Origin of the sequence: Nostoc sp., assembly GCF_036917195.1 — a bacterium.
Taxonomy (GTDB): Bacteria; Cyanobacteriota; Cyanobacteriia; order Cyanobacteriales; family Nostocaceae; genus Nostoc.
Window position 1 is genome coordinate 159788 of the sequence record NZ_JBALDG010000039.1, and the last position, 20860, is coordinate 180647.

Genomic DNA, 20860 nt, shown 5'->3' on the forward strand with positions numbered 1-20860 from the left:
AGGAGTTAGAAATAAAAATCAAAACTCACAACAAAGTTAGGAGTTAAGAATGAGAAGTTAGAAATAAAAATTACAACTCATAACTCATAACTCATAATTCATAACTCATAACTCATAACTCATAACTCATAACTCATAACTCACAACTCATAACTTTTGCTATGCTGCCGGAACAACAACAGCGGATTTTGGGTTATTTTATCGAAGAAGCCAGGGATCACCTGAATACTATTGAGCAGGGGTTGCTGAATTTAGAGGGGACTCTGAACGACCCGGAAATAATTAGCGAAGTCTTCCGGGCAGCTCACTCCATCAAAGGAGGAGCGGCGATGCTTGGATTGACTAGCATCCAGCATACCTCCCATCGTCTGGAAGATTGTTTCAAACTCCTCATAGAGCATCCGGTTCAGGTTGACCAAAAGTTAGAGTCTTTATTTCTCGGTGTATCTGATACCCTGAAAGCACTGTTAGAGCATTTGAGCGGGCCATTTGGTCTTTCTGAAGATGCAGCTAATACTTTGATGTTAGAAACTGAGCCAGTCTTTCAATGGCTGAATCAGCATCTGGAATTACTTATACAACAAGGGAACAGTGGAGTAGCCACCAGTCCTTCGGCAACAGAACTACACACAACCTCTGTAGAGAACGTCTCCACACTTACTGAACTTTTCTTGCGGCAAGATATTCCCAGTTTGGCAGAAGACACTGACCAGGAATCTCCAGAAATATCCTTCTCCGTAGCACCCCAGGAAATGCCAGACCCTCACGGACACGGTTTAGCTGCGCTATCGCCAGTCACCGCCAAAGAAAATAATAATTGGGGCAAGTTTCAAGCTCAAGTACTGCAAACACTGCGGGAAATGTTGCAACTGTTTAAGCAAACAACAACACCCTCAACTCGACAAAACCTTCAGCAATCCTGTTACCAGTTAGTCAGACTTGGTGAGACTTGGAATTTGTCCAAGTGGTGTGGTTTGTGTCAAGCAGCAGCCAGTGCGATCGGCAATCCTGAAAACACTTATCTGACTCTAGCTAAAATTGTCATTACTGAAATCAAGCAAGCTCTAGAATTAGTCCTGCAAGGTAAGGAAGCCGAAATTGCAATTAGTCAGCAACTAGAAGCACTTTTGAGCTTTGCAGAAATTGAGTTGTTAGAAATTACCCCCGATTTATTTGACGAACAGCTTACGGCTTTGACAGAACCATCAACTGCGCCAAAGCTAATTTTATCTGTCAACACTTCAGAAACTGCGAAAACTGAGCAGTTAGTCATAACTAACCTATCTGAGCCAATTGAAGAATTTAATCTAGACGAGGATAGTAGCGATAGCGCAGCGTTAGCGAGTCCGCGAGCGTCTGGCTACGCCAACGTCTCCGACGAACGCCCTGATCTTCAGTTACAAGGGATACCATTAGACGCTGCAACTCACAATAGTTTTTCTTTCACCATACATGACGAAGCACATCCAATCAGTAGCAATCTTGACCCCAATGGTCCAGAGGTTGGAATAGCTGAGTTAAATACTCTTGCCGATTTATTTGAAGGCGAAACTCCCGAACTCGATGAAACCTGGCATCAAGAAGAAACCTTAGATATTGTCGCCACCGATGACTTTGGAATTGATTTCAGCAGCACTGACGTTGAGGCTGCTGATGGCGACTTATCCGATTTACTCTCCTTTGATGAAGACACAAGCAACGAGCAGCACCCAGCAATCACAGCCACGACAGAAGACTTATCCTTGTTATTTGGTAACAACTTCCTAGAAAAAGAGAATTCAGAACCGCAAAATCAACAAACATCCGCTACAACTGTAGAGTTGAGCGATATTAACGTAATTAATCTAAATTTAGACTCTTACCCTGACGAAAATTTACAAGAATTTACTGAGATTACTAGTGATCCGCAGCAGCCTCCTGGAGAGATTGTCCACAATAGTGTCAACAAAAACGATGTGATTGAAGATTTATTGACACTGGCACTAGATGATGATAATGAAGTATTGCCTACAGGCGAAGTGACTCAACCGGAAACTGAGGCGTTCGCCAGTGTGGAACTATCTACCAGTCAACAAAACAGTTTTGATAACTTATTCTTAGAAACCAAAAAGGCAAATTGGGTAGAAGAAATTATCCCTAGTGACTACGTAGAATTACCCCAGCAAACAGGCTTGTCTTCGGACAACCTGTTTGCTGAAATGGAAGAACATCCACTACTGCCTACAAAAGAACCAGAAATTGGTGATTTATTTGATACATCTCCAGCAATAGTACCTAAGTTTTCTCAATCAGAAAATGATCTGAGCAACTTCTGGAATCAGGAAACCCTAGAGGAACAGGACGAATTCGATTCCTTAATTGAGCAGAATGTGGAAAGGGGGTTAGAGGAGAGTTTGTTTGCTGAGGAGACTGATGACATTTTTGCCGACAGTCAGCAGCCCATACCTTCTCCTATAGCTAATTTTGACATAGAAGAAGATTTTGATATTAATTTCCAGCACCAACAGCTAGATTTGGTATTCTCATCAGATTCTGGAGATGATTTATTTGATGAGTTAGCACCGAGTAACTCAACTATTTCCCCAACAATCAGCGATCGCATCCAACCATCCCCGCCAGAAACGCCATTGTTCGCGCAGCATCCAGGGGAAGAAATTCTTAGGCGATCGCAACAACCAGAAGCTTTAGATTTTGTTCCAGAATTTACCAATCAGCCCTCAGAGATATCTGCTGTTGATCTGGAACTTAATTCATTCAGTTCTTTCGATGAAAATCCGCAATTGCTGTTTGAAGATGGAGCCACAAATGACTCCACCTATATTCAGATGGAAACCACAGATAATACTGTGGATGAACCATCGGCTACAGAAACTTTTTTAGATATCAATTTTGGTGAAACTTCAGATTCAGCCCCAGCACAGCCAGGTGATTTCTTCGGCTCTTTCGATGAAAATCTGCAACTGCTGTTTGAAGATGTAGCTACAAATGACTCCACCTATATTCAGATAGAAACCACAGATAATACTGTGGATGAACCATCGGCTACAGAAACTTCTCTAGATATCAATTTTGGAGAAACTTCAGATTCAGCCCCAGCACAGCCAGGTGATTTCTTCGGCTCTTTCGATGAAAATCCGCAACTGCTGTTTGAAGATGTAGCCACAAATGACTCCACCTATATTCAGATAGAAACCACAGATAATACTGTGGATGAACCATCGACTACAGAAACTTTTTTAGATATCAATTTTGGTGAAACTTCAAATTTAGCCCAAGCACAGCCAGGTGATTTCTTCGGCTCTTTCGATGAAAATCTGCAACTGCTGTTTGAAGATGTAGCTACAGATGACTCCACTGATATTCAGGTGGAAACCACAGATAATACTGTGGATGAACTATCGCCTACAGAAACTTCTTTAGATATCAGTTTTGGGGAAACTTCAAATTTAGCCCAGACAAGCCCAAAAGTTTTGGGTACTGAGCCGAGCAATAATTTAGAAACTGCCTTTGAGTTCACAGAAAATACAGATTTTGAGGGTACTGAGCCTAGTTTTGCAAATGATTTATTGTTTACTGAAACTGCTCTATCAGAAGCCAAAAACCAGGAAGAATTAGAAGAAAATACGGTAAAAATTGACTCACAAGCTGTTAATGATTTCACCCAAACGGTTATTCAGGAAGATGTAGAAACTAATTTATGGGATCAAGGAGAGACATCTGAAGCTGCGCCAGTGTTAGAGGAAGAAAATGCTATTGTTACCTCAACTAAAGAATTAGTAACGACAGAAACCATTGAAGTAGTTGCTCTAGAAGATGAATTTGCATACTTGGAAGCATTACTACAAGAGGAAGTAGCACTTAATCCCAAAGCTACCTCAATACCAGAAGTAGATTTTGCAGCCTTAGAAGAATTGCTAGGTACAGATAACGACAGCGATGCCTACGACGGGCTGCCCCAACGCCAGCCCTTCGATATTCAGCCAGTCTTGGCTAATAATCCCATTCCATCACCAGCCATAAAAGATGAATTTGGTGATTTGGAGAAGTTGCTGGCAGAAGCAGATCAAACAATATCCCATTCACCATTACTAAAATCTAACACCAGCAAAACTCCCCGCCCCTCTACTCGTCGGGCTACGAGATTTGAAGAAACGATGAAGGTTCCAGTTAAGCAACTGGACGATATGAGTAATTTAGTTGGGGAGTTGGTGGTAAATCGTAATACCTTAGAGCAGGATCATGAACGGCTGCGGCAGTCATTAGATAACTTGCTGATTCAGGTACAACAACTCTCAGATGTGGGCGCAAGGATGCAAGAGTTGTACGAGCGATCGCTCCTAGAAGCTTCTCTGTTAGCTGGACGCAAAAAGAAAGACTCCGGCTTTCAAGCGCATGATTCCAATGCCGATAGGGGTTTTAGCGAGTTAGAAATGGATCGTTTTACTCCTTTCCATACACTCTCACAGCAGATGATTGAGCGGATTGTGCGAGTGCGTGAGTCGGCAAGTGACATTGATTTTGTCACCGAAGAAACTGAGCGAGTAGCAAGGCAGTTCCGCCAAGTAACCACCCAGCTACAAGAGGGACTAACAAGAGCGCGAATGGTGCATTTTGCCCAAACTATTGATCGCTGGCGGCGAGGAGTGCGCGACAACGCCATTAAGTGTGGCAAACAAGTTGAGTTGGTGATCGAAGGTGGCGATACCTTAATTGACAAGATGATTTTGGATCATCTTACCGATCCGTTAACTCATATGCTGAATAATGCGATCGCTCACGGTATTGAAACGCCAGAAGAACGACAAGCTGCTGGTAAACCACCCGTGGGAATCATTACTATCCGTGGCTTTCACCAAGGTAACCAAACGATAATTTCTGTAGGCGATGATGGCGCAGGTATAGATTCAGCAAAGGTTAAGGCTAAGGCAGTGAAGATTGGCATGATTACGGAAGTGCAAGCAAAAGCCATGTCTCGCCTAGAAGTCTACGATCTGCTGTTCCAGTCTGGTTTTACGATCAAAGACCAAGCAGATGAAATTTCTGGTCGTGGTGTGGGTATGGATGTAGTGCGTTCCGAGATTAGCGAAATTCGGGGGACAGTGAACACCGATTCTGTACTCGGTAAGGGAACCACCTTCACCATTCGTCTGCCACTGACTCTGAGTATTTGTAAAGCTCTCTGCTGCGTCTCTGATCGAGCTAGAATTGCCTTCCCAATGGACGGTGTAGAAGATACGTTGGATATACCAGTCAAAAATATCCAGCACGATGCCAATGGGCAATCGTTTATTTCCTGGCGCGATACGGTACTGCCATTCCGACCTCTGAAGGAACTTTTAACCTTCAATCGCCAAATCAGTCGCGGCAATGTCTATGGCGGCACCAGAGATGATGATATGGTTTCTGTGGTTGTGGTGCGATCGGCAAATACCCTGATTGCTCTACAGATTGACCTGGTGTTGAGCGAACAAGAAATCGTAATTAAGCAATTTGAAGGGCCAGCACCTAAACCCATTGGTGTAGCTGGTGCTACAGTCCTTGGTGATGGCCGTATTATGCCTATTGCTGACGTGCTGGAAATAATTGACATTTTCCAAGGACGGATTTCTACACAAATTGGTAGCAATTCTTGGCAACAGAAAGCTACTCCCCCAGACACCTCTCCTGCGAAAATTGATCCAACAGTGCTGATAGTCGATGACTCAATTACAGTCCGAGAATTGCTATCCTTGACATTTAACAAAGCAGGTTATCGCGTAGAACAGGCGCGTGATGGCCAGGAAGCTTGGGATAAACTCCGTTCCGGTCTGCCTTGTGATATTGTATTTTGCGACATCGAAATGCCCCGCTGTGATGGTCTGGAGTTACTCTCTCGCATCCAGAAAGACTCTAACCTCAACCACCTACCGATCGCTATGCTCACCTCACGGGGTGCAGACAAGCACAGACAAATTGCAGCTCAACTCGGTGCTAGTGGCTACTTTACCAAGCCCTATCTCGAAGAAGCTCTCCTTGAAGCTGCGGCGCGGATGTTGAAAGGGGAAAAACTTGTTAGTATTACAAGTAATGTTTCCTGACACTAATATTAAACGTTGAGTGAACAGCATTGTTGGCAAAATACAAGAAAAATAGCTTGTCTGTTGACTTGGTTTTTGCTTGTTTGAGTAATGCGATCGCTCTTTGTGTCCAGTAATCGGTAGTGAGGAAATTCTCAGGATGACGATCAACTGAAATAGGTTTATTGTCTTCGTAGAGAATATGGGGTGTTTGGGGATGTTCCAATCCATCTAAGAAGCCAAAGAAATGTTCAACCCCGTTGTAACGGCCAGAAATTGAATGAAGCGGTGGCGCTGTGATCGTAAGTCTGAGTCAAATGCCACTTACCTGTCACTAGGGTAGAATAGCCATTGCTACGTAAAATCTCTATGCTTTGGTTGGTACAACTTTTTGAGCCAAAATAGCTGAAAATATTGCCTAAATGGCAACATTGCTCTGCTGAGTTTAGGTATTGTCAGTGTTGAGTTGATCCATTGTGGATTTTACATTTAGACATGTCTAGTAATTATATGAGGTAAACTCTGTATAAAGGACTATACTTAATCTAGTTTTAGTACTGGATCTAAAATTTGCACTGTCATCTGCTCAACTTTATATATACGGGAGGAACGAATTTGGTATACCTAATCATTTATCTATATAAAATCTACCTTAGAAAAAGAACAGATCAAACATCTAAAAAAGACACTATAACGATGTAAAACTACGTTTTACCCTCTACTTACAGTGAATTTGGCTGTCCGTCGCTTATAAAAACGAAATATGTAGCTTTTCCGTACTTGACTAGTGCGAGATTTAAGTTACTCTAAAAGCGGATCGCTTCTTGTAAGAATCTACCCTGGCAGAAATGTATAAAGATATAGTTAAATTTAGCAATTCTGTCCGATATTTTGAATTTGCAAACTGAATAGTTTGATACGGCGCTCAAAATCCCGATCCACTACCCTAAACAAGGTAGTCAATTAACGACTCAATATCATTTGTCTGGTAATTGTAATGAATAGTCTACAATACCAGTGGATGAGAAAATCTAAAGAAAATATAAAAGAGACTCAAATTACTGTGGTGTCTGGAGGACAAAAGTGTTTCTGAGACTAGCACATCAACATCGACAATTCGTCCAAGACTTGGTAATGAACCTGCAAGCTTTGGCGACTGTACTAGAGCGGCGTGGGTATCTTGCGTCCTGCTATACCTGTGGCGACCAAATGAATAGTGCATCGTTTATGGTTGGCTTGGGTGATAACCATCTAATTCGGTTTTTAGTGTCTGATTACGGGATTACTTGGACGGAAATGCGGGATGACCGCGAATTAATGAAGTTAGAAGGTGCGGAGGCAATTAGCCAATTAGACGAACTGGCTAATCTTGTCAAGCAATCTATGCAAACTGATACAGGCTCTAAAACTCTTGCCAAGAAGTATTAAGGTTCCAAAGGTTGATCGCAAATTAGAAATTGATTATCGGTAATTGGTAATGGTGGCTTAGTTGGCGATCGCTCTTAGCTATTCTCCATTACCATTAAGTGATTGCCTCGTGGCTGGCCGATCGCATGTTTTTTTGTATTTGCCAAAACCTCACGAGCCGGATTCTGAGCCTTTAGCTGGAAGGTGTTAAAACACACCAAAGTCAGAGGTTGGGTAGTTGGGCGCTCCTCTTGGCCCAAAATATCATCAAAACTTGATAACTTCGTTAAGCTCCGCTAACGCAGTTTTCGTTATGGCTATGTAAAAGGATTCAGTAATGGAATATCGCAGCTATTGAAATTGCAGGTGTTGCGCGTTACTAAGGTCAGCTAGTGAATCTAGGCAGTAGCAACTATCATTATATCTGCTTGACTGTGTGTTTCCTCTAATTATGAATTTTTATTTCTATTGTCCATTACCAATCAAAATAAAAGGTGCCCAATAGTACGGATGACTAAAGTCATTAACTGCTGCTGCGGGTACATTATGACTCATTGCCTTCCAGTCTCCAGTAATTAATGAGACTTGAGCTTGTCGTAAAGCTTCAGTTTTAGTCAATTTCTCAGTAGAGAGTATGCCATAAAAAGCACTCATAAGTGCTTGTGTACCACCATCATCTACTGACCATAGCGAGGCGATCGCGGCTCTGGCGCCGGTTTGTTGCATCTGATAGCCAAAGCCCAAAATTTCTTCACCGTTACCCAACTTGCCTCCCAAGCCGGTTTCACAGGCGCTTAACACTACCAAATCTACATGGGGTAGTGACCAAGTGGCGACATTTCTAAAATTAACGCGATCGCCATTCCCGAATAAAATAAACGAATCTTCTGGTTTACCCACGACAAAGGCTGCATGAGTCGCTAAATGGACAATTGTATAATCATCCATTTGGGGTACAGCAACTTTGGGGCTAAAGGCATCGTCTAAAAGCTTCGTAGTTTCAGGAACTGTAGCCGCTAAGTTTTCCACTTCCCGCGTTGCGAAGGGCAAACCAGCAAAAGCAACCTGTCGATTCCCAATTTTAATTTGATAATTACCTTTAGTAAAAGCACCGACTAAAACCCGTAAAGTAGATTGTTGTGGGGTATTTAAGTTAGTCAGGCTGGCAGATGTAATGTGATGAACATTGAAACGCTGCACTAGCCATTGTTTGCCATCATATAAAGCAGTTAAAGGAATATAGCGTAACTGGTCATCTGGAGCGTAAATCAGAGTTTGTGTACCTGATAGCTTCAAGTCTTTTTCTATCGGTTTAATTAGCCAGTCATACAATTGGCGTGCAGGTGCTTTGATATTTCGACTGGGATTGATTAAAGCTTGGCGGAAAGCACCAATTGTCTGATGAAGGGTTTCGCGTTTTACAGCAACAGTGCGATGAATTGGTGGAGAATCAGCAGTTACTAGTATCAATTCCAAGCTATCTTTTAAAATCAGTGGGTAGAGGAGTGCAGATTTTTGAGGTAATCGCGCCAAATTATCCCGAAGTTCGTTGAGACTCTGCAAATCCAAATTTTGCTGCCTAGCTGTCCGGCTAATTTGCTCTACCTGTTCTTTCACTGAAGGACTATTGATAAATTCGTTAAATTTATCTAGGAGTTGCTGTTGATTTAAGACTAATTGCTCAATCCGTTGTTTCTGTTCGAGCGATCGCTCTTTGGGGGAGATTTTCCGCAGTGTTGTCAGTTCTTTACCCAGCACAACAGCATTATTCAGGGTTTGCTCTAGCTTTTGTTTAATTGGTTTTTCTGTTGCCGCTATATTAATACCTTTGACAGTACGTTGATTACCTGACACATTTTGGAGATATTCCTCTAGTTCTTCAACTTTGAGTAAATCCATTGTTCTTTGTGCTTCAGCAACACGTTCCTGTTTGAGTAATCGTTCACCCAAAATACGATATGTCTGGCTAACAGTTATGCTATAAGCATCTGGTTGTGGCGCACTAAGTGCTGATGGATTCAAGCGAGCTTTCTCACGATTAATCAAGCAATGCTTATAGAAAAAAATTGCTAACTCTGGTTGGTTTTGGATATCAAATAAGTAACCTATGTTACTGTAGGTTTTGCCAAGTCGAACGAGATCCCCAAGTTCTTTGTTAATTAATAGGGCTTGCTGATAGGATTGAAGTGCTTCAGGATACTTTCTTTGACTTTGGTAGATTCTGCCGATGTTATTGAGTGTTACGGCTTCCCAAGAGCGTTCTCCAAGTTCTCTGCTGATGGCTAATGCTTTTTGTAATCTCTGCAACGCTTCTTTCGATTGGTCTTGCCGAGATTCTTTGATAGCCTCTTCGTTGAGCCTTTCAATTTCTAAGAGCTGATTATCCTTGGGTAAAGCTTGAGCTTTTTCTCCGAAATCATACCTCAACTTTGCATTTGTGCTTACATGGTTATTTTCTGGGTAAGCCATCCCAAAACCTAGTAAACTAAGTAAAGTCAAAGTAATAACACTAACATACTGGAGATTAGGCTGCATAACAAAACACTCCCTATACTCGGAAGTGTAAATATTAAATCAAGAAGTCCTACAACGCAATTAATTTTTATGCTATTTCAGATATGGACAATTTATAGATGCTTAGAAACTTGAAGATGTCAGAAGAAAAACCCCCTCAACCAAAACTACCACCAACCAACGCCCTTGACAATTCATCAAGTCATGAATTTGGGAATTGGTTTGAATATCCTGTCAGAGTGCAACCCCATCACACTGACTATGCCGGTCTTGTCTGGCACGGTTCCTATATAGCTTGGATGGAAGAAGCGCGGATTGAATGCTTGCGATCTATAGGGATTGAATTTGTTGATTTAGTCGCTATAGGCTGCGATTTACTAGTTGTAGAACTGTCGGTGCGCTATCATCGTTCAATTCAATTGGGTATGGCAGTGGTGGTAAAAACACGCATGGCTGAGGTGACTGGCGTCCGAATCAATTGGGATTATGCTATTGTCTCAACTGATGGACAAGAATTGTACGTCACTGCCAAAGTGAGTTTAGTAGCTTTAGATCGCGAAAGAGGCAAGATTATGCGTCAGTTGCCGCCGAGTTTTAAGGATGCGTTGGCTAAGATTTCAGCATTAAATAATAATTGACCAAGAAAGGTTGTAAACACCACAGAAACTTTGACAGCAGTTGCATCAAAGTTAAAAATTTTGTCATTTCATTAGCAAAAGTGAAGTATTGATTTTTACTTGCCACTTTGGATCTGCGACAGATTTTGAGCAAACTGCGTTACGTAATGCCAAATATCTTGTGGAGTAATGCCAAAACCAATATTTAATAAAACAAGGATTGCCGCAATAGTCAATGCATTGCTCACGGTTGCTTTCAGCAGCTTCCACAATATTATGAAGACTATCCAAGCTACAATCAGCGTAGCAATCATATATTAATTCCTTAATAATTGCCCTTATCTAAGAGTGTGTTTCTTCAGAAAGGGTAAGTTTTTGTTTTGGTAACAATCATTGGTATAAAAGATGCTAAACCCAATTTTTAATATCCACTATGATGGGGTTTTTTGTGATAATTAGCCTGGGAATATTTTAGCTAAAAATGAGATAATTATTGATGTAAAATGCCGATTTTTTTGCAAATTTTCTGTAAAGATTTTTAATTTTTGTTTGGAGATAAATTATAAATATACATAAAACTGATGGCTGATCCGGAAGTCACCAACTATCTTCAATTTGTTAACTTTTTGTAGTTTGGTAACTATGTTTTTGCCATAAGGTGAAATGATTTCCATATTAATTGGATTAGAGGCTAGGGATTAAAAATTGGGGACTAGGCATCAATTTATGATCCCCAGTCCAATGTGAACTAAAGGTTTTTATCGCAGAGAAATTATCCGCGAGTCAGTTTCTAACTTTTCAGTCGCAGTTAAAACTTCTTGTCTTGCCCATTTATCTGCTGCCAAAATGTCATCTAAAGAGGGATTAGCACGGTTATCATTTTGATGGCGATCGCACACCCATTCGATACACCGGGGAATATCTAAAAACCCAATTTTTTCTGATAAAAATAAAGCCACAGCTTGCTCATTTGCGGCATTTAACACAGCTGGCATCGAACCTCCAGCCTTACCCACAGCATAAGCCAACTGCATACAAGGATACTTCTGGTGATCTGGTTCACTGAAGGTTAAATTTCCAGCTTTGACTAAATCTAGTGGTTCCCAGTTGGTATAGATGCGATCGGGCCAAGATAGAGCATACAGTATGGGTAAGCGCATATCTGGCCAACCAAGTTGGGCTAAAACTGAAGTATCTTGCAGTTCAATCAGCGAGTGAATAATGCTCTGGGGATGAATGACAATTTGGATATTGTCATAATCCAACCCAAACAGAAAGTGAGCCTCAATTACTTCCAGTCCTTTATTCATCAAAGTAGCAGAGTCTACCGTGATTTTCCGCCCCATCGACCAATTAGGATGCTTGATGGCGTCAGCAACGGTCACTTCTGCTAACTTTTCTACATCCCATTCCCGGAAAGCCCCACCAGATGCAGTGAGCAAAATTTTCCGTAAGCCTCCCTTTGGCACACCTTGGAGGCATTGAAAGATTGCGGAATGTTCGGAATCGGCTGGGAGTAATTTTACACCGTGTTTTTCAACTAAGGGTAGAACCACAGGGGCCCCAGCAATCAGGGTTTCTTTGTTCGCTAAGGCAATATCTTTACCAGCTTCAATGGCTGCGATCGTGGGTAGCAAACCAGCACAACCAACGATACCAGTGACAATGGTTTGGGCATCATCATAGCGAGCGACTTCTATCACTCCGGCATCACCTGCCAGTAAAATCGGTTGAGGATCGAGGTCAATGAGAGCTTCTTTGAGTGCTGGTAATTTATCTTCTGAGCAGATTGCTGCTATTTTCGGTCGAAACTGCCGAATTTGAACAGCCAACATCTCTACATTGTTCCCAGCTGCCAATCCCACAATCCGAAACTGATCTGGGTACTGAGTAACAATATCTAAAGTCTGAGTACCAATAGAACCAGTGGAACCAACGAGAGTAATCGCTTTCACAATTGCTTAAGGATTTACAGACAACTCTCACTATAAATTGCTTGGGACTCTTTAATAACAGCAATCACTATAATCGATACACTGACGCAAAAAAGAGACGCAAAGAAGGGGAGACGTGGAGACGCAAAGAAAGAAAATATCCCCCTGTCCTCTATCCTCCTCCAAAGTGGCGATTATCATTTTTATTGTCAATGTTTTGAGTATTTAAACTGATTGACAAAAGGCACTTTCTCTTAATCTCTTACGGATACTGGTGGACTGTCCGCTCGCCAAACAATGGCGGCTGGATCAACGTCAACCTTGAGCAATCATCTGAGTGTTCTTGAAATTACGTTTGGTTCGCGGATATTTTACGCAAACCACTCTTTTTTGTCCAAAGTTCAATAGTCGGGAACATTTATTATTTCTTCTCTACGACCAAAATTTAAAATTTATTTGCAAGTTAAGATTGACTCAATATTATTTCATCAATCATATCTAATATATCTGGGTCTATAGTCATATCAAATTTCCTGGCAAATAATTTTTCTGAGTCTCTAATTTTATCAAAATCATTTTTTTCTAAAATTTTGGGGTGAAGGGAATTAACGTTAGACCACTCTAGATATGTCAACCGAGTGTTAATAATTTTATCCTTAAAAGGTGAATTTACAATTAGAATCTGGTAAAATAATTCATCTGGACAATAAGTGTAATTAAAACGATTAACAAACTTAGGGTTTTGCTTAACAAAATCATTTATCCATTTTATGGATTCTCCTGTTAAGCACCAAAATGCTGAACCTCCATAAAGAGCAAAGCCTTCAGGAAATTTATGTCTTTTCGGTAAAAGCAAAATCAACAATGAATATAAAAAAGAGTTAATGCGAGATTTAAATTCACGCTTTTTTGCGATAAAAAAATCCTTATCTTTCCAACGAATATGCCAAGATTCTAATCTTGTCAAACCTCCTTTATACCATTTATCACAAGGTAGTGGAAAATACTCTAAAAATTCTCTACCTTTATTTTCTTGGAGAAACTTCTTAATTTGTTCATTTGACTTGATCAAATAGTCTTGACCCGATAAGTATATAACATAATCGAAGTTGGTACCTGTTTCAACTATTGATTTTATTCCTTTAAGACTAGCTCTGACAATATCAAAACTTCCCCATGTTAAATGGTATCTCTTTATGAAAGAGACATTTGGAAAATCCTTGAGTTGAGTCAGTACGTGATGATAAATTTTAGAATCTGCTTTTTTATCTACATGTATAAAAAAGGAAACATCATCTGTGTTTAGTTTATAAATAAGACGTACTAATTGTTGCGGATATTTATGTGCCAAAATTATATATGCTATTTTCATAAAAACTGCCTTATTAGATAAATCAAGGTTCTTTGTCTACAAGCTGTTTTTGTGTCACCTCTAATTTAGCCAGGTTCAAAGCATTGCCTGTTCAATTACTCGGCGATTTAATTCCACAAACTCAAAGCCTTGGCTAAACTGTCGTTGGTAGGTCTTCTCCAAGATTTGACTGTAGCAACTTAGATTTGTGAAGTTCACTTTTCCCAACATAATTCTAACTATAGTAAATAAAACTACTAAGTATTTGTGCTCAGGTTTGTTTGCTAAATTACCCATTTGGGCGAGTATCGTTTATACCGTATTCATAGCTGATCTAGCAGTATGCTTTTTTTGAACTATTTGCAGCCTACAACAATAAGTGGCTTTTTTGTCCATTGGGGCGAAAGCTGTCTGGAGTATTGTTAAATTAAGCGAAAAGGCTGACGGAGGCGTCACAATTGTTTTGCAGATTCGTAGTAAAATCGAATTTAGGAAAAAATTATGTTGATGGTGTATACTCTAACCTTTGCTCTAAATACAGTATGAAAGGATAAAGAAATGCAGAATATGCAAAATATCAGAAATGATTTGTGGCAAAAAACATCATTTTCTACATGCTCATATATTAAGTCTTTACGCGATTACCGCCCAGTGATTGTTCGTCGTGCCATACAAAGCTGGACTAAATTACTAGAGCTTCCGTTTGCTGAAAAAATATTTTTAGGTTTTACACTCTGGTTTTTTGTGCGAAATTGTGAGATTATTTATCCAAAATTAAAAACTGAATATTGCTAAAATATCAATCAAAAGTTAATTTATCTATCTGCAAAGATGAATATCAGGAAAAAATTTTTGGCTAATGGCTTATTTTTTGTCATGACAATGTGGCTGTCTAGTAGGCTTCTAATAGCCATCACTATGTTACTGATTGCCCCATTGTTTCCAAGTTCATCAGATGGTGTTGCTGCCACGTTTAGTTGGGATGTTTTCTCTGCTTGGGATAGTGTTTGGTATGAGAAAATTGTGACTTCTGGTTACGATTTCTCCAGTAACGTGAAGGAAATGCATACAGTTGCATTTTTCCCTTTATTTTCATTGTTAAGCCGGATAATTATGTTCATCGGCTTGCCTTTTAAAGTGGCAGGTATATTAGTTAATAATGTGGCTTTTTTAGCTGCCTTGATCATACTTTATTTTTGGGTACAGGAGCTTTACAGTACAAGCACAGCACGATGGGCAACAGCTACTTTAGCATGGTGTCCCTATTCCCTTTATGGAACCGTAATTTACACTGAAGGTCTGTTTTTGTTGTGTACCACATCTGCCTTACGAGCTTTTGATAAAAAGCAATATATTTGGGCAGCATTCTGGGGAGCATTATCTACAGCGACGCGATTACCTGGAGTTGCTCTTATCCCCGCTTTTCTGTTTGTTTCTTGGAAAGAACGTAGAGGTATAAAAGCCTATATTACCAGTTTAACTGTTGGTTTAGGTATATCTTTGTACAGTCTTTATTGTCAAATTCAATTTGGCGACGCTTTGGCTTTCATCCATGCACAAAAAGCATGGCGTGGTGATGCAACAGGGTTTGCTTGGCAGGGTTGGTGGCAAATGCTGATGGAAATTACGATAGGTTTCACTAATTGGAAATCTGGCTATATTAAAGACCTTTTACATCCGTTATTCTTTCTAATAATTATTGTTAGTGGCTGTTTTTTATGGCGCTTTCGTGTACATCTGGGGATGATTAAATTGCGCTATGGATTATATTTTTTATGGCTATCGTTGTGGGTATTAACAAAAGATGAATTAGTTAAAATTGCACTAGTTTTTGGTGGGATATATTTACTATGGCAATCACGGGCTAAAATTCCCCTTGTTACTGTTGTTTATGGGTTTTCTTCCTTCGCTTTAATTTTAAACACTGGGATTACAGCCTCATCTGAACGCTACGCTTACGGTATTATATCGCTCTCAATGGCATTTGGGTTATTACTTTCCCATTATCCTCGTTGGGGATACCCAATTATGTACTTTTTTGGAATACTAATGTTCACATTTTCTATTCGATTTGCTCACGATCTTTGGGTAGCTTAGGTTGATTAATATCATTCATTGAGCGATTACCGATAAATAAGATATCTGACTTTGTAAAATTTATCGGGTATCTTAGGTAATCTCCTATCCAATATTCATTGGTATAATTAGTTTTTTGTAATCAGTGTAAATCCGTTAGCTTCTCCTATAATTTTACTCCTAGTTAAATTGATTTGTTGTAAAGCCGCATTGTCTAACAGTAAATAAGATTTATTAAATAACATTTGTTGTAAAAGTGGCACAGTTGTAGCAGTTACCTTGCAATCGCTGTAAAAGTCCAAACTAGGACGTCCATAAGCAAAAGAAGTGTAAATTTGTGTTCCTGGTGAAACATTTGCCCGAATTAAGTTTGCTACTGGTTTAACTGGAAAAGCTTCCTTTAATTCCCAAATCCATGATTGTGAACTCATCAACAGGGTTAAAACTAAATACATCCCTGTAAATAACACTGGAATAAAGTTGCGATCGCGCTGTTTAACTAGCCAGGCTGCGATGGCCATACTTATTGCCAAAACAATACTCATGACTATTAAAATAGGCTCTTTATTTGCAATAGTAAAGTAGACACAACCTCCTAAACCAGCAAAAGCAATAATAGCCAGAAATATTGTCCAACTTCGCATCCTAAAATGACCGTACTGCCAAATTTCGCTAAGTTTAGCACCAATTGCCAAAGCTAAAAATGGATATAGAGGCATAATATACCACGGCAGTTTAGTTCTCATTAAAGATATGCTTCCTAAATAAACAATTGTGCCAATAATAATTAGACAACCCCAGGTAGTATGACGTTTTTTCCAAGCTAGATAAAATCCTCCCGGTAAAAATAATAGCCAAGGAAAACTATACTTAATTAACTCAATTAAATAGTACCAGGGAGGGCCACTATGACCTTCAACAATTTGTCCAAGGCGATCAAAAGTTTGTGCTTGAAAATTCACTTGGAAGAAATTTTTGCCATAATGTTGCAATTGAGCAGCAAACCAAGCGATCGCTGGTGCATTTCCTAAAAACATTCCTACTAATAAATAGGGGCTTGTTAACAAAGCAAATTGCCGATCTGCAATCAGGAATAAACAAGCGATCGCCCCTAGCAACAAAACTGTCATCCCTTTAGTTAGAGTGATTAACCCTAGACAAAATCCCACGCCTAAAGCATACCGCCGATTCTGACGTGCTTTTAACAAACAGAACAACAACAGCAAGAAAAAGGTAATAGTTGTACCATCTAGCATTGCTAGCCGTCCGTGACGCACTACAGGCAACATCGTCAGGTAAACTAAAGCGGCAAACAGAGCTGGTAAACTTTGGTTAAAAAGCAAACATCCCACCAAGTAAAGCAAAGGCACTCCCAAGGCAGTTAACACTGCACCCGGTAGACGTGTTGTCCACTCATTCACGCCCCCAATGGAGTAAGTCCAAGCAATTAGTAAGTGCATCAGGGGTGGCTTATTATAATAAGGTTCACCTCCTAAGGTGGGGTAAAGCCAATGCATTGAACCAAGTGGGGCACGCCAAATTTCACGGGCAACTTGTGCCACAGTACCTTCATCCCAATCTCGTAAAGGGGAGTTTCCTAAAAATATCAGCCATAGAACTAGAGATATTACCAGTAGGCTAAATAACCATTCTTTTTCTCGGAATATGACCGTTCTTTTTGTGAATAGCTTTACAATCTTTGTGCGATACATTTAGGGCTGATTATCGTAGTGAAGAATATTGCTAATTATGTCTCTAAAATACTCACAATGAATACTTTTCTGATGGTATGAGTAAAAACCTGAATCAGCTTGGTTATCTTGGTTGGATAATTGGCGTGAGTGCCTTAATTTTGTTTGGGTGCAGCAGCTTACGACACGAGTTGTTTCAATCAAACGCTTTTGAATTAGGTATTTATGACCAGGTGGTTTATTTAATTAGTCAAGGACAACCGCCTATTAGTTCTTTCATAGGTTTTCATCTTCTCGGCGATCATGCTGCTTGGATATTCTATCCTTTAGCTTTACTGTATAAAATATATCCTAGTGTTTACTGGTTATTTGCCGTGCAGGCAGCTGCCTTGGCATTAGGCGCTTTGCCTACTTGGCATCTAGCCCGTCAAGCTGGACTGAAGGAAAGCCAAGCAATAGCGATCGCATTTTTATATCTCCTCTATCCGTTGGTGTTTAACGTCAATTTATTTGATTTTCACGCGGAAGTGATAGCTTTACCACTACTCTTAACGGCGGTTTTAGCAGCACGTTTAGGTCAGGTAGGGTGGTTTTGTTTAAGTATTTTCCTAGTATTGGGATGTAAGGAGGTATTATCGCTTACAGTTGCAGCAATGGGAGTTTGGTTACTGTTGTTTGAAAAGCGGCGTTTATATGGTGTGATCGCTCTTTGTGCTGGTGTGGCCTGGTTTATGATTGCTATTCAGGTAATTATTCCTTTTTTCAGTGGTGCAGAAGCAGCAGCAGTGGGACGTTACAGCTATTTAGGCAATTCAGTTTTAGGCATTGCTAAAAATATAGTGTTTCAGCCAGGACTGATCTTGAGAAAGGCTTTTTCACTGAATAACCTGATATATTTGGTTCTGCTGCTAGCACCTGTGATGTGGGGGCTTTCCCCACGAGGAATAAAACCTTTGGTAGGAGCTATTCCTTGTTTGGCACTCAATATTTTAGCTGATTACCAACCTCAAAAAGACTTGGTACATCAATACTCTATTCCAGCGCTGCCATTCTTGTTGTTGGCTGTAATTTCTAGTCTCACCGCAGGTAGGGGATGGCTACAAAATAAACGAGCGATTATCCTGTGGTCATTGGTGGCGTTTTTAAGTCTGGCAAAATTTACCTTTTTTGGAGGTAAATATTTAGAATCTATAGATACTTGGCAAGCTACAAAACAAGCGATCGCTCAGATTCAAACGAAAGGAAGTGTTTACACTACAGCAGAAATTTCTCCACATTTAAGCAATCGAAAATTAATTATGTTTACAAATGCCGATTCCCCACCTGCTGATTTAAATGCATTTAATTATGTATTGCTCAATGTCCGTCATCCTGGCTGGTTAAGTAGTCAGGAGTTTGCTACTAACTTGGTTAATCAACTGAAAAATAATCAAGAATTTCAGTTGAAATATCAGCGTGATGATGTGTATTTGTTTGTCAAAGTGGCTTGATCGGCTGTTTTAAGATAATTTTTTTGGCACGTTTTGTAACTTTTTATCGTTCCAGTTTAGCCAGTAAATGAGAAGCGATCGCTCAAAATACCAGCGTGAATCATGTGGTGATGTTCGTCAATTGTCTACTTAGCAACTATCACTAAAATTTTAAATCCTATTCAACCCCTTGAGGTAAAAATTCGCCGTGCTGTTGATAGAAAGTCTATATATCCAGAAAGTAACTATAATTCCTCAATTGTTACTAAACCGCCCTCGGTAAACTGTATGACAAGTTCATGCTTATCAAGTAAAGCTGTACCTAATAGAGGTAGCCGTCCTATAGCAAGTACATTTACTTCCCGTTCTTCTCCATTCCAAATAATGGTAGCTTGATGTACTGGCAAGATTACATTACTCTTGCCAGCTAAATTTGCATACATATCATAAACAAAAGGAAAACCCAACAGAGTAACTGCTGCTGGAGGTAGGGAAAGAAACTCTGTAAAAGCTGTATCGATAACAAATTCAATAGTAAAGTCTGGTTGATTTGGCAGTCGAAATATTATATTAACGGTTGCGGGTCTGTTTTTGACAATACCAGAAATCACCGATAATCACGCTCCATGTCACCACTGAAGGAAGCAGCAACTTTGTAACCAATGCGAATACCAAAAAGTCGAGCAAATGGGTTTTTATTACGTAAGTATCGCGCCGATCCTATACCTATTTTATCAATTGCGTATTCACCTGTTTCTATATCAATAATCACCATTTTACCGATATTTTCTTCTTGTTCCACTTGTTGACGAATACTGTTTTCGTATAGTTCTTTCGCACGTCGTGCAACTTCTTCGCGGCTTAAAAGTATGCTTTGCACGTTTTTGTTCCTTTGTTACTACTATGTACTATTCTAATATCAAGCTATAATTCAATGGGTTTTAGTTAATTAATATCTTAGAACTTTGACAGGTATTAAACTATAAGCTAGAGTAGCACAACTTACTCTTTCGACAATCTTTCCTTTGAGTAGTTCAACTTTGCGATCGCTCAAAATACCAGCGTCAATCATGCGGTGATATTCTCTCTAGTAACTTAGGCTAATTCCGCAGCTAAAAGCCTACCTTCAATTGGTTCATACTCATCTTCTAGTAACCATAACTTGGCTGCATTATATTCATTACTAGAAAATACAACTTTATAACCCTGCGCCGGATCATAAACTTGACAGTTATCTTCACTGTTGCAAAGCAATAAAAGAATATATGGAGGGGATAACATTGGATCTATCCATACTTCTGTAAATTCCCAGTTATTCTTCACTTGGTCTTGTGCGGGGGATGACGTGGTATTGGTCGTCTGCATTGATTTTTATTTCCCCATAGTAAAGTAGAATACGGCTACCATCTGGACTGATTCTATAACCTATTGGTTCATCAAAAAACATCCCATAACGGTCATATCCTCGAATCATTCCGGTGAACTGCCCATTTTCTATTATGGCTTGAGTAACTCTATTCATTGTAGGTTCATCGTTAAATACATGAGTGGCAAGTCCTCGTTTGAGAAGTCTTTGACTTTGAGGTGTACCTGCTATATGCTTGGCAACTTGTCTAACGTCAAGGGTAATTTGACGATTAATTCCACTCATGATTAAAGGTTAAGTTTTTTGTATTTCCAGGATTTACACTGAAAACAGCTAAATTCCACAATTACGATAAAAATATAGCGATCGCAAACTTAGA

The 20860-nt window shown here is 39.9% G+C and carries 15 protein-coding genes and 1 pseudogene; 5 read left to right on the forward strand and 11 right to left on the reverse strand.

All coding sequences use genetic code 11. The annotated features are described in order from the left end of the window. Positions 1–161: 161 nt before the first annotated feature. Positions 162–6077 carry a response regulator gene (locus V7K40_RS14170; protein ID WP_334960548.1) on the forward strand — a complete coding sequence of 1972 codons (5916 nt, stop codon included), beginning with the start codon at positions 162–164 and terminating at the stop codon, positions 6075–6077. Here V7K40_RS14170 and V7K40_RS14175 read toward each other — a convergent pair. Further along, positions 6058–6282 (reverse strand): hypothetical protein, encoded by a 225-nt coding sequence (locus tag V7K40_RS14175; protein ID WP_334960550.1) that lies wholly within the window; start codon positions 6280–6282, stop codon positions 6058–6060. The two genes, V7K40_RS14170 and V7K40_RS14175, sit on opposite strands and share 20 nt — an antisense overlap. Before the next feature lie 857 nt (positions 6283–7139). Here V7K40_RS14175 and V7K40_RS14180 point away from each other — a divergent pair. Further along, positions 7140–7484, forward strand: coding sequence for a DUF1815 family protein (locus tag V7K40_RS14180; RefSeq protein ID WP_273766912.1), 345 nt, complete (start codon positions 7140–7142; stop codon positions 7482–7484). Positions 7485–7928: 444 nt separating this feature from the next. Here V7K40_RS14180 and V7K40_RS14185 read toward each other — a convergent pair whose 3' ends face one another. Beyond that, positions 7929–9998 (reverse strand): CHAT domain-containing protein, encoded by a 2070-nt coding sequence (locus tag V7K40_RS14185; protein WP_334960552.1) that lies wholly within the window; start codon positions 9996–9998, stop codon positions 7929–7931. A 116-nt stretch (positions 9999–10114) separates the two neighbouring features. Here V7K40_RS14185 and V7K40_RS14190 point away from each other — a divergent pair, with 116 nt between their 5' ends. Beyond that, positions 10115–10615 (forward strand): thioesterase family protein, encoded by a 501-nt coding sequence (locus V7K40_RS14190; protein WP_334960554.1) that lies wholly within the window; start codon positions 10115–10117, stop codon positions 10613–10615. Positions 10616–10710: 95 nt separating this feature from the next. On the opposite strand, the gene V7K40_RS14195 is transcribed toward V7K40_RS14190, so the two are convergent. The 3 genes from V7K40_RS14195 to V7K40_RS14205 form a co-directional block, all read right to left on the reverse strand. Then, positions 10711–10908 carry a hypothetical protein gene (locus tag V7K40_RS14195; protein ID WP_334723505.1) on the reverse strand — a complete coding sequence of 66 codons (198 nt, stop codon included), beginning with the start codon at positions 10906–10908 and terminating at the stop codon, positions 10711–10713. A 444-nt stretch (positions 10909–11352) separates the two neighbouring features. After that, positions 11353–12549 (reverse strand): 1-deoxy-D-xylulose-5-phosphate reductoisomerase, encoded by a 1197-nt coding sequence (gene dxr, locus V7K40_RS14200; protein ID WP_334960557.1) that lies wholly within the window; start codon positions 12547–12549, stop codon positions 11353–11355. Between the two features lie 442 nt (positions 12550–12991). Then, entirely contained in the window at positions 12992–13900 is a 909-nt protein-coding gene (locus V7K40_RS14205; protein WP_334960559.1) for a beta-1,6-N-acetylglucosaminyltransferase, read from the reverse strand. 810 nt (positions 13901–14710) lie between these two features. Between V7K40_RS14205 and V7K40_RS14210 the strand changes: the two genes are divergently transcribed. Continuing rightward, positions 14711–15976, forward strand: a complete 1266-nt coding sequence (locus V7K40_RS14210) for a mannosyltransferase family protein (protein WP_334960561.1) — start codon at positions 14711–14713, stop codon at positions 15974–15976. A gap of 107 nt (positions 15977–16083) precedes the next feature. On the opposite strand, the gene V7K40_RS14215 is transcribed toward V7K40_RS14210, so the two are convergent. Continuing rightward, the gene (locus V7K40_RS14215) at positions 16084–17667 is read right to left on the reverse strand and encodes a glycosyltransferase family 39 protein (protein WP_334960563.1); all 1584 of its coding nucleotides are present in this window, start codon (positions 17665–17667) and stop codon (positions 16084–16086) included. 77 nt (positions 17668–17744) lie between these two features. On the opposite strand from V7K40_RS14215, the gene V7K40_RS14220 reads away from it, so the two are divergent. Continuing rightward, entirely contained in the window at positions 17745–19136 is a 1392-nt protein-coding gene (locus V7K40_RS14220) for a DUF2079 domain-containing protein (protein WP_334960565.1), read from the forward strand. Between the two features lie 224 nt (positions 19137–19360). Here V7K40_RS14220 and V7K40_RS14225 read toward each other — a convergent pair whose 3' ends face one another. The 5 genes and pseudogenes from V7K40_RS14225 to V7K40_RS14245 all read right to left on the reverse strand — a co-directional run bounded on the left by V7K40_RS14225 (position 19361) and on the right by V7K40_RS14245 (position 20766). Then, positions 19361–19726, reverse strand: coding sequence for a clan AA aspartic protease (locus V7K40_RS14225; RefSeq protein WP_334960567.1), 366 nt, complete (start codon positions 19724–19726; stop codon positions 19361–19363). Further along, on the reverse strand, positions 19723–19995 hold the full coding sequence (locus tag V7K40_RS14230) for a hypothetical protein (protein WP_334960569.1): 273 nt from the start codon (positions 19993–19995) through the stop codon (positions 19723–19725). The genes V7K40_RS14225 and V7K40_RS14230 overlap by 4 nt, the downstream gene beginning before the upstream one ends. A 129-nt stretch (positions 19996–20124) precedes the next feature. Next, positions 20125–20187: pseudogene (locus V7K40_RS14235) on the reverse strand (Uma2 family endonuclease); the annotation flags it as partial. Positions 20188–20210: 23 nt separating this feature from the next. Next, positions 20211–20480: a hypothetical protein gene (locus tag V7K40_RS14240; protein WP_334960571.1), complete on the reverse strand. Its 270-nt coding sequence runs from the start codon at positions 20478–20480 to the stop codon at positions 20211–20213. After that, positions 20428–20766, reverse strand: coding sequence for a hypothetical protein (locus V7K40_RS14245; RefSeq protein ID WP_334960573.1), 339 nt, complete (start codon positions 20764–20766; stop codon positions 20428–20430). The genes V7K40_RS14240 and V7K40_RS14245 overlap by 53 nt, the downstream gene beginning before the upstream one ends. Between the last annotated feature and the right edge of the window lie 94 nt (positions 20767–20860).

Coding starts and splice junctions, on each gene's coding strand:
- V7K40_RS14170 (WP_334960548.1), top strand. CDS start 162: ATGCTGCCGGAACAACAACAGCGGATTTTGGGTTATTTTATCGAAGAA.
- V7K40_RS14185 (WP_334960552.1), bottom strand. CDS start 9,998: ATGCAGCCTAATCTCCAGTATGTTAGTGTTATTACTTTGACTTTACTT.
- V7K40_RS14190 (WP_334960554.1), top strand. CDS start 10,115: ATGTCAGAAGAAAAACCCCCTCAACCAAAACTACCACCAACCAACGCC.
- V7K40_RS14195 (WP_334723505.1), bottom strand. CDS start 10,908: ATGATTGCTACGCTGATTGTAGCTTGGATAGTCTTCATAATATTGTGG.
- V7K40_RS14205 (WP_334960559.1), bottom strand. CDS start 13,900: ATGAAAATAGCATATATAATTTTGGCACATAAATATCCGCAACAATTA.
- V7K40_RS14210 (WP_334960561.1), top strand. CDS start 14,711: ATGAATATCAGGAAAAAATTTTTGGCTAATGGCTTATTTTTTGTCATG.
- V7K40_RS14215 (WP_334960563.1), bottom strand. CDS start 17,667: ATGTATCGCACAAAGATTGTAAAGCTATTCACAAAAAGAACGGTCATA.
- V7K40_RS14220 (WP_334960565.1), top strand. CDS start 17,745: ATGAGTAAAAACCTGAATCAGCTTGGTTATCTTGGTTGGATAATTGGC.
- V7K40_RS14240 (WP_334960571.1), bottom strand. CDS start 20,480: ATGCAGACGACCAATACCACGTCATCCCCCGCACAAGACCAAGTGAAG.
- V7K40_RS14245 (WP_334960573.1), bottom strand. CDS start 20,766: ATGAGTGGAATTAATCGTCAAATTACCCTTGACGTTAGACAAGTTGCC.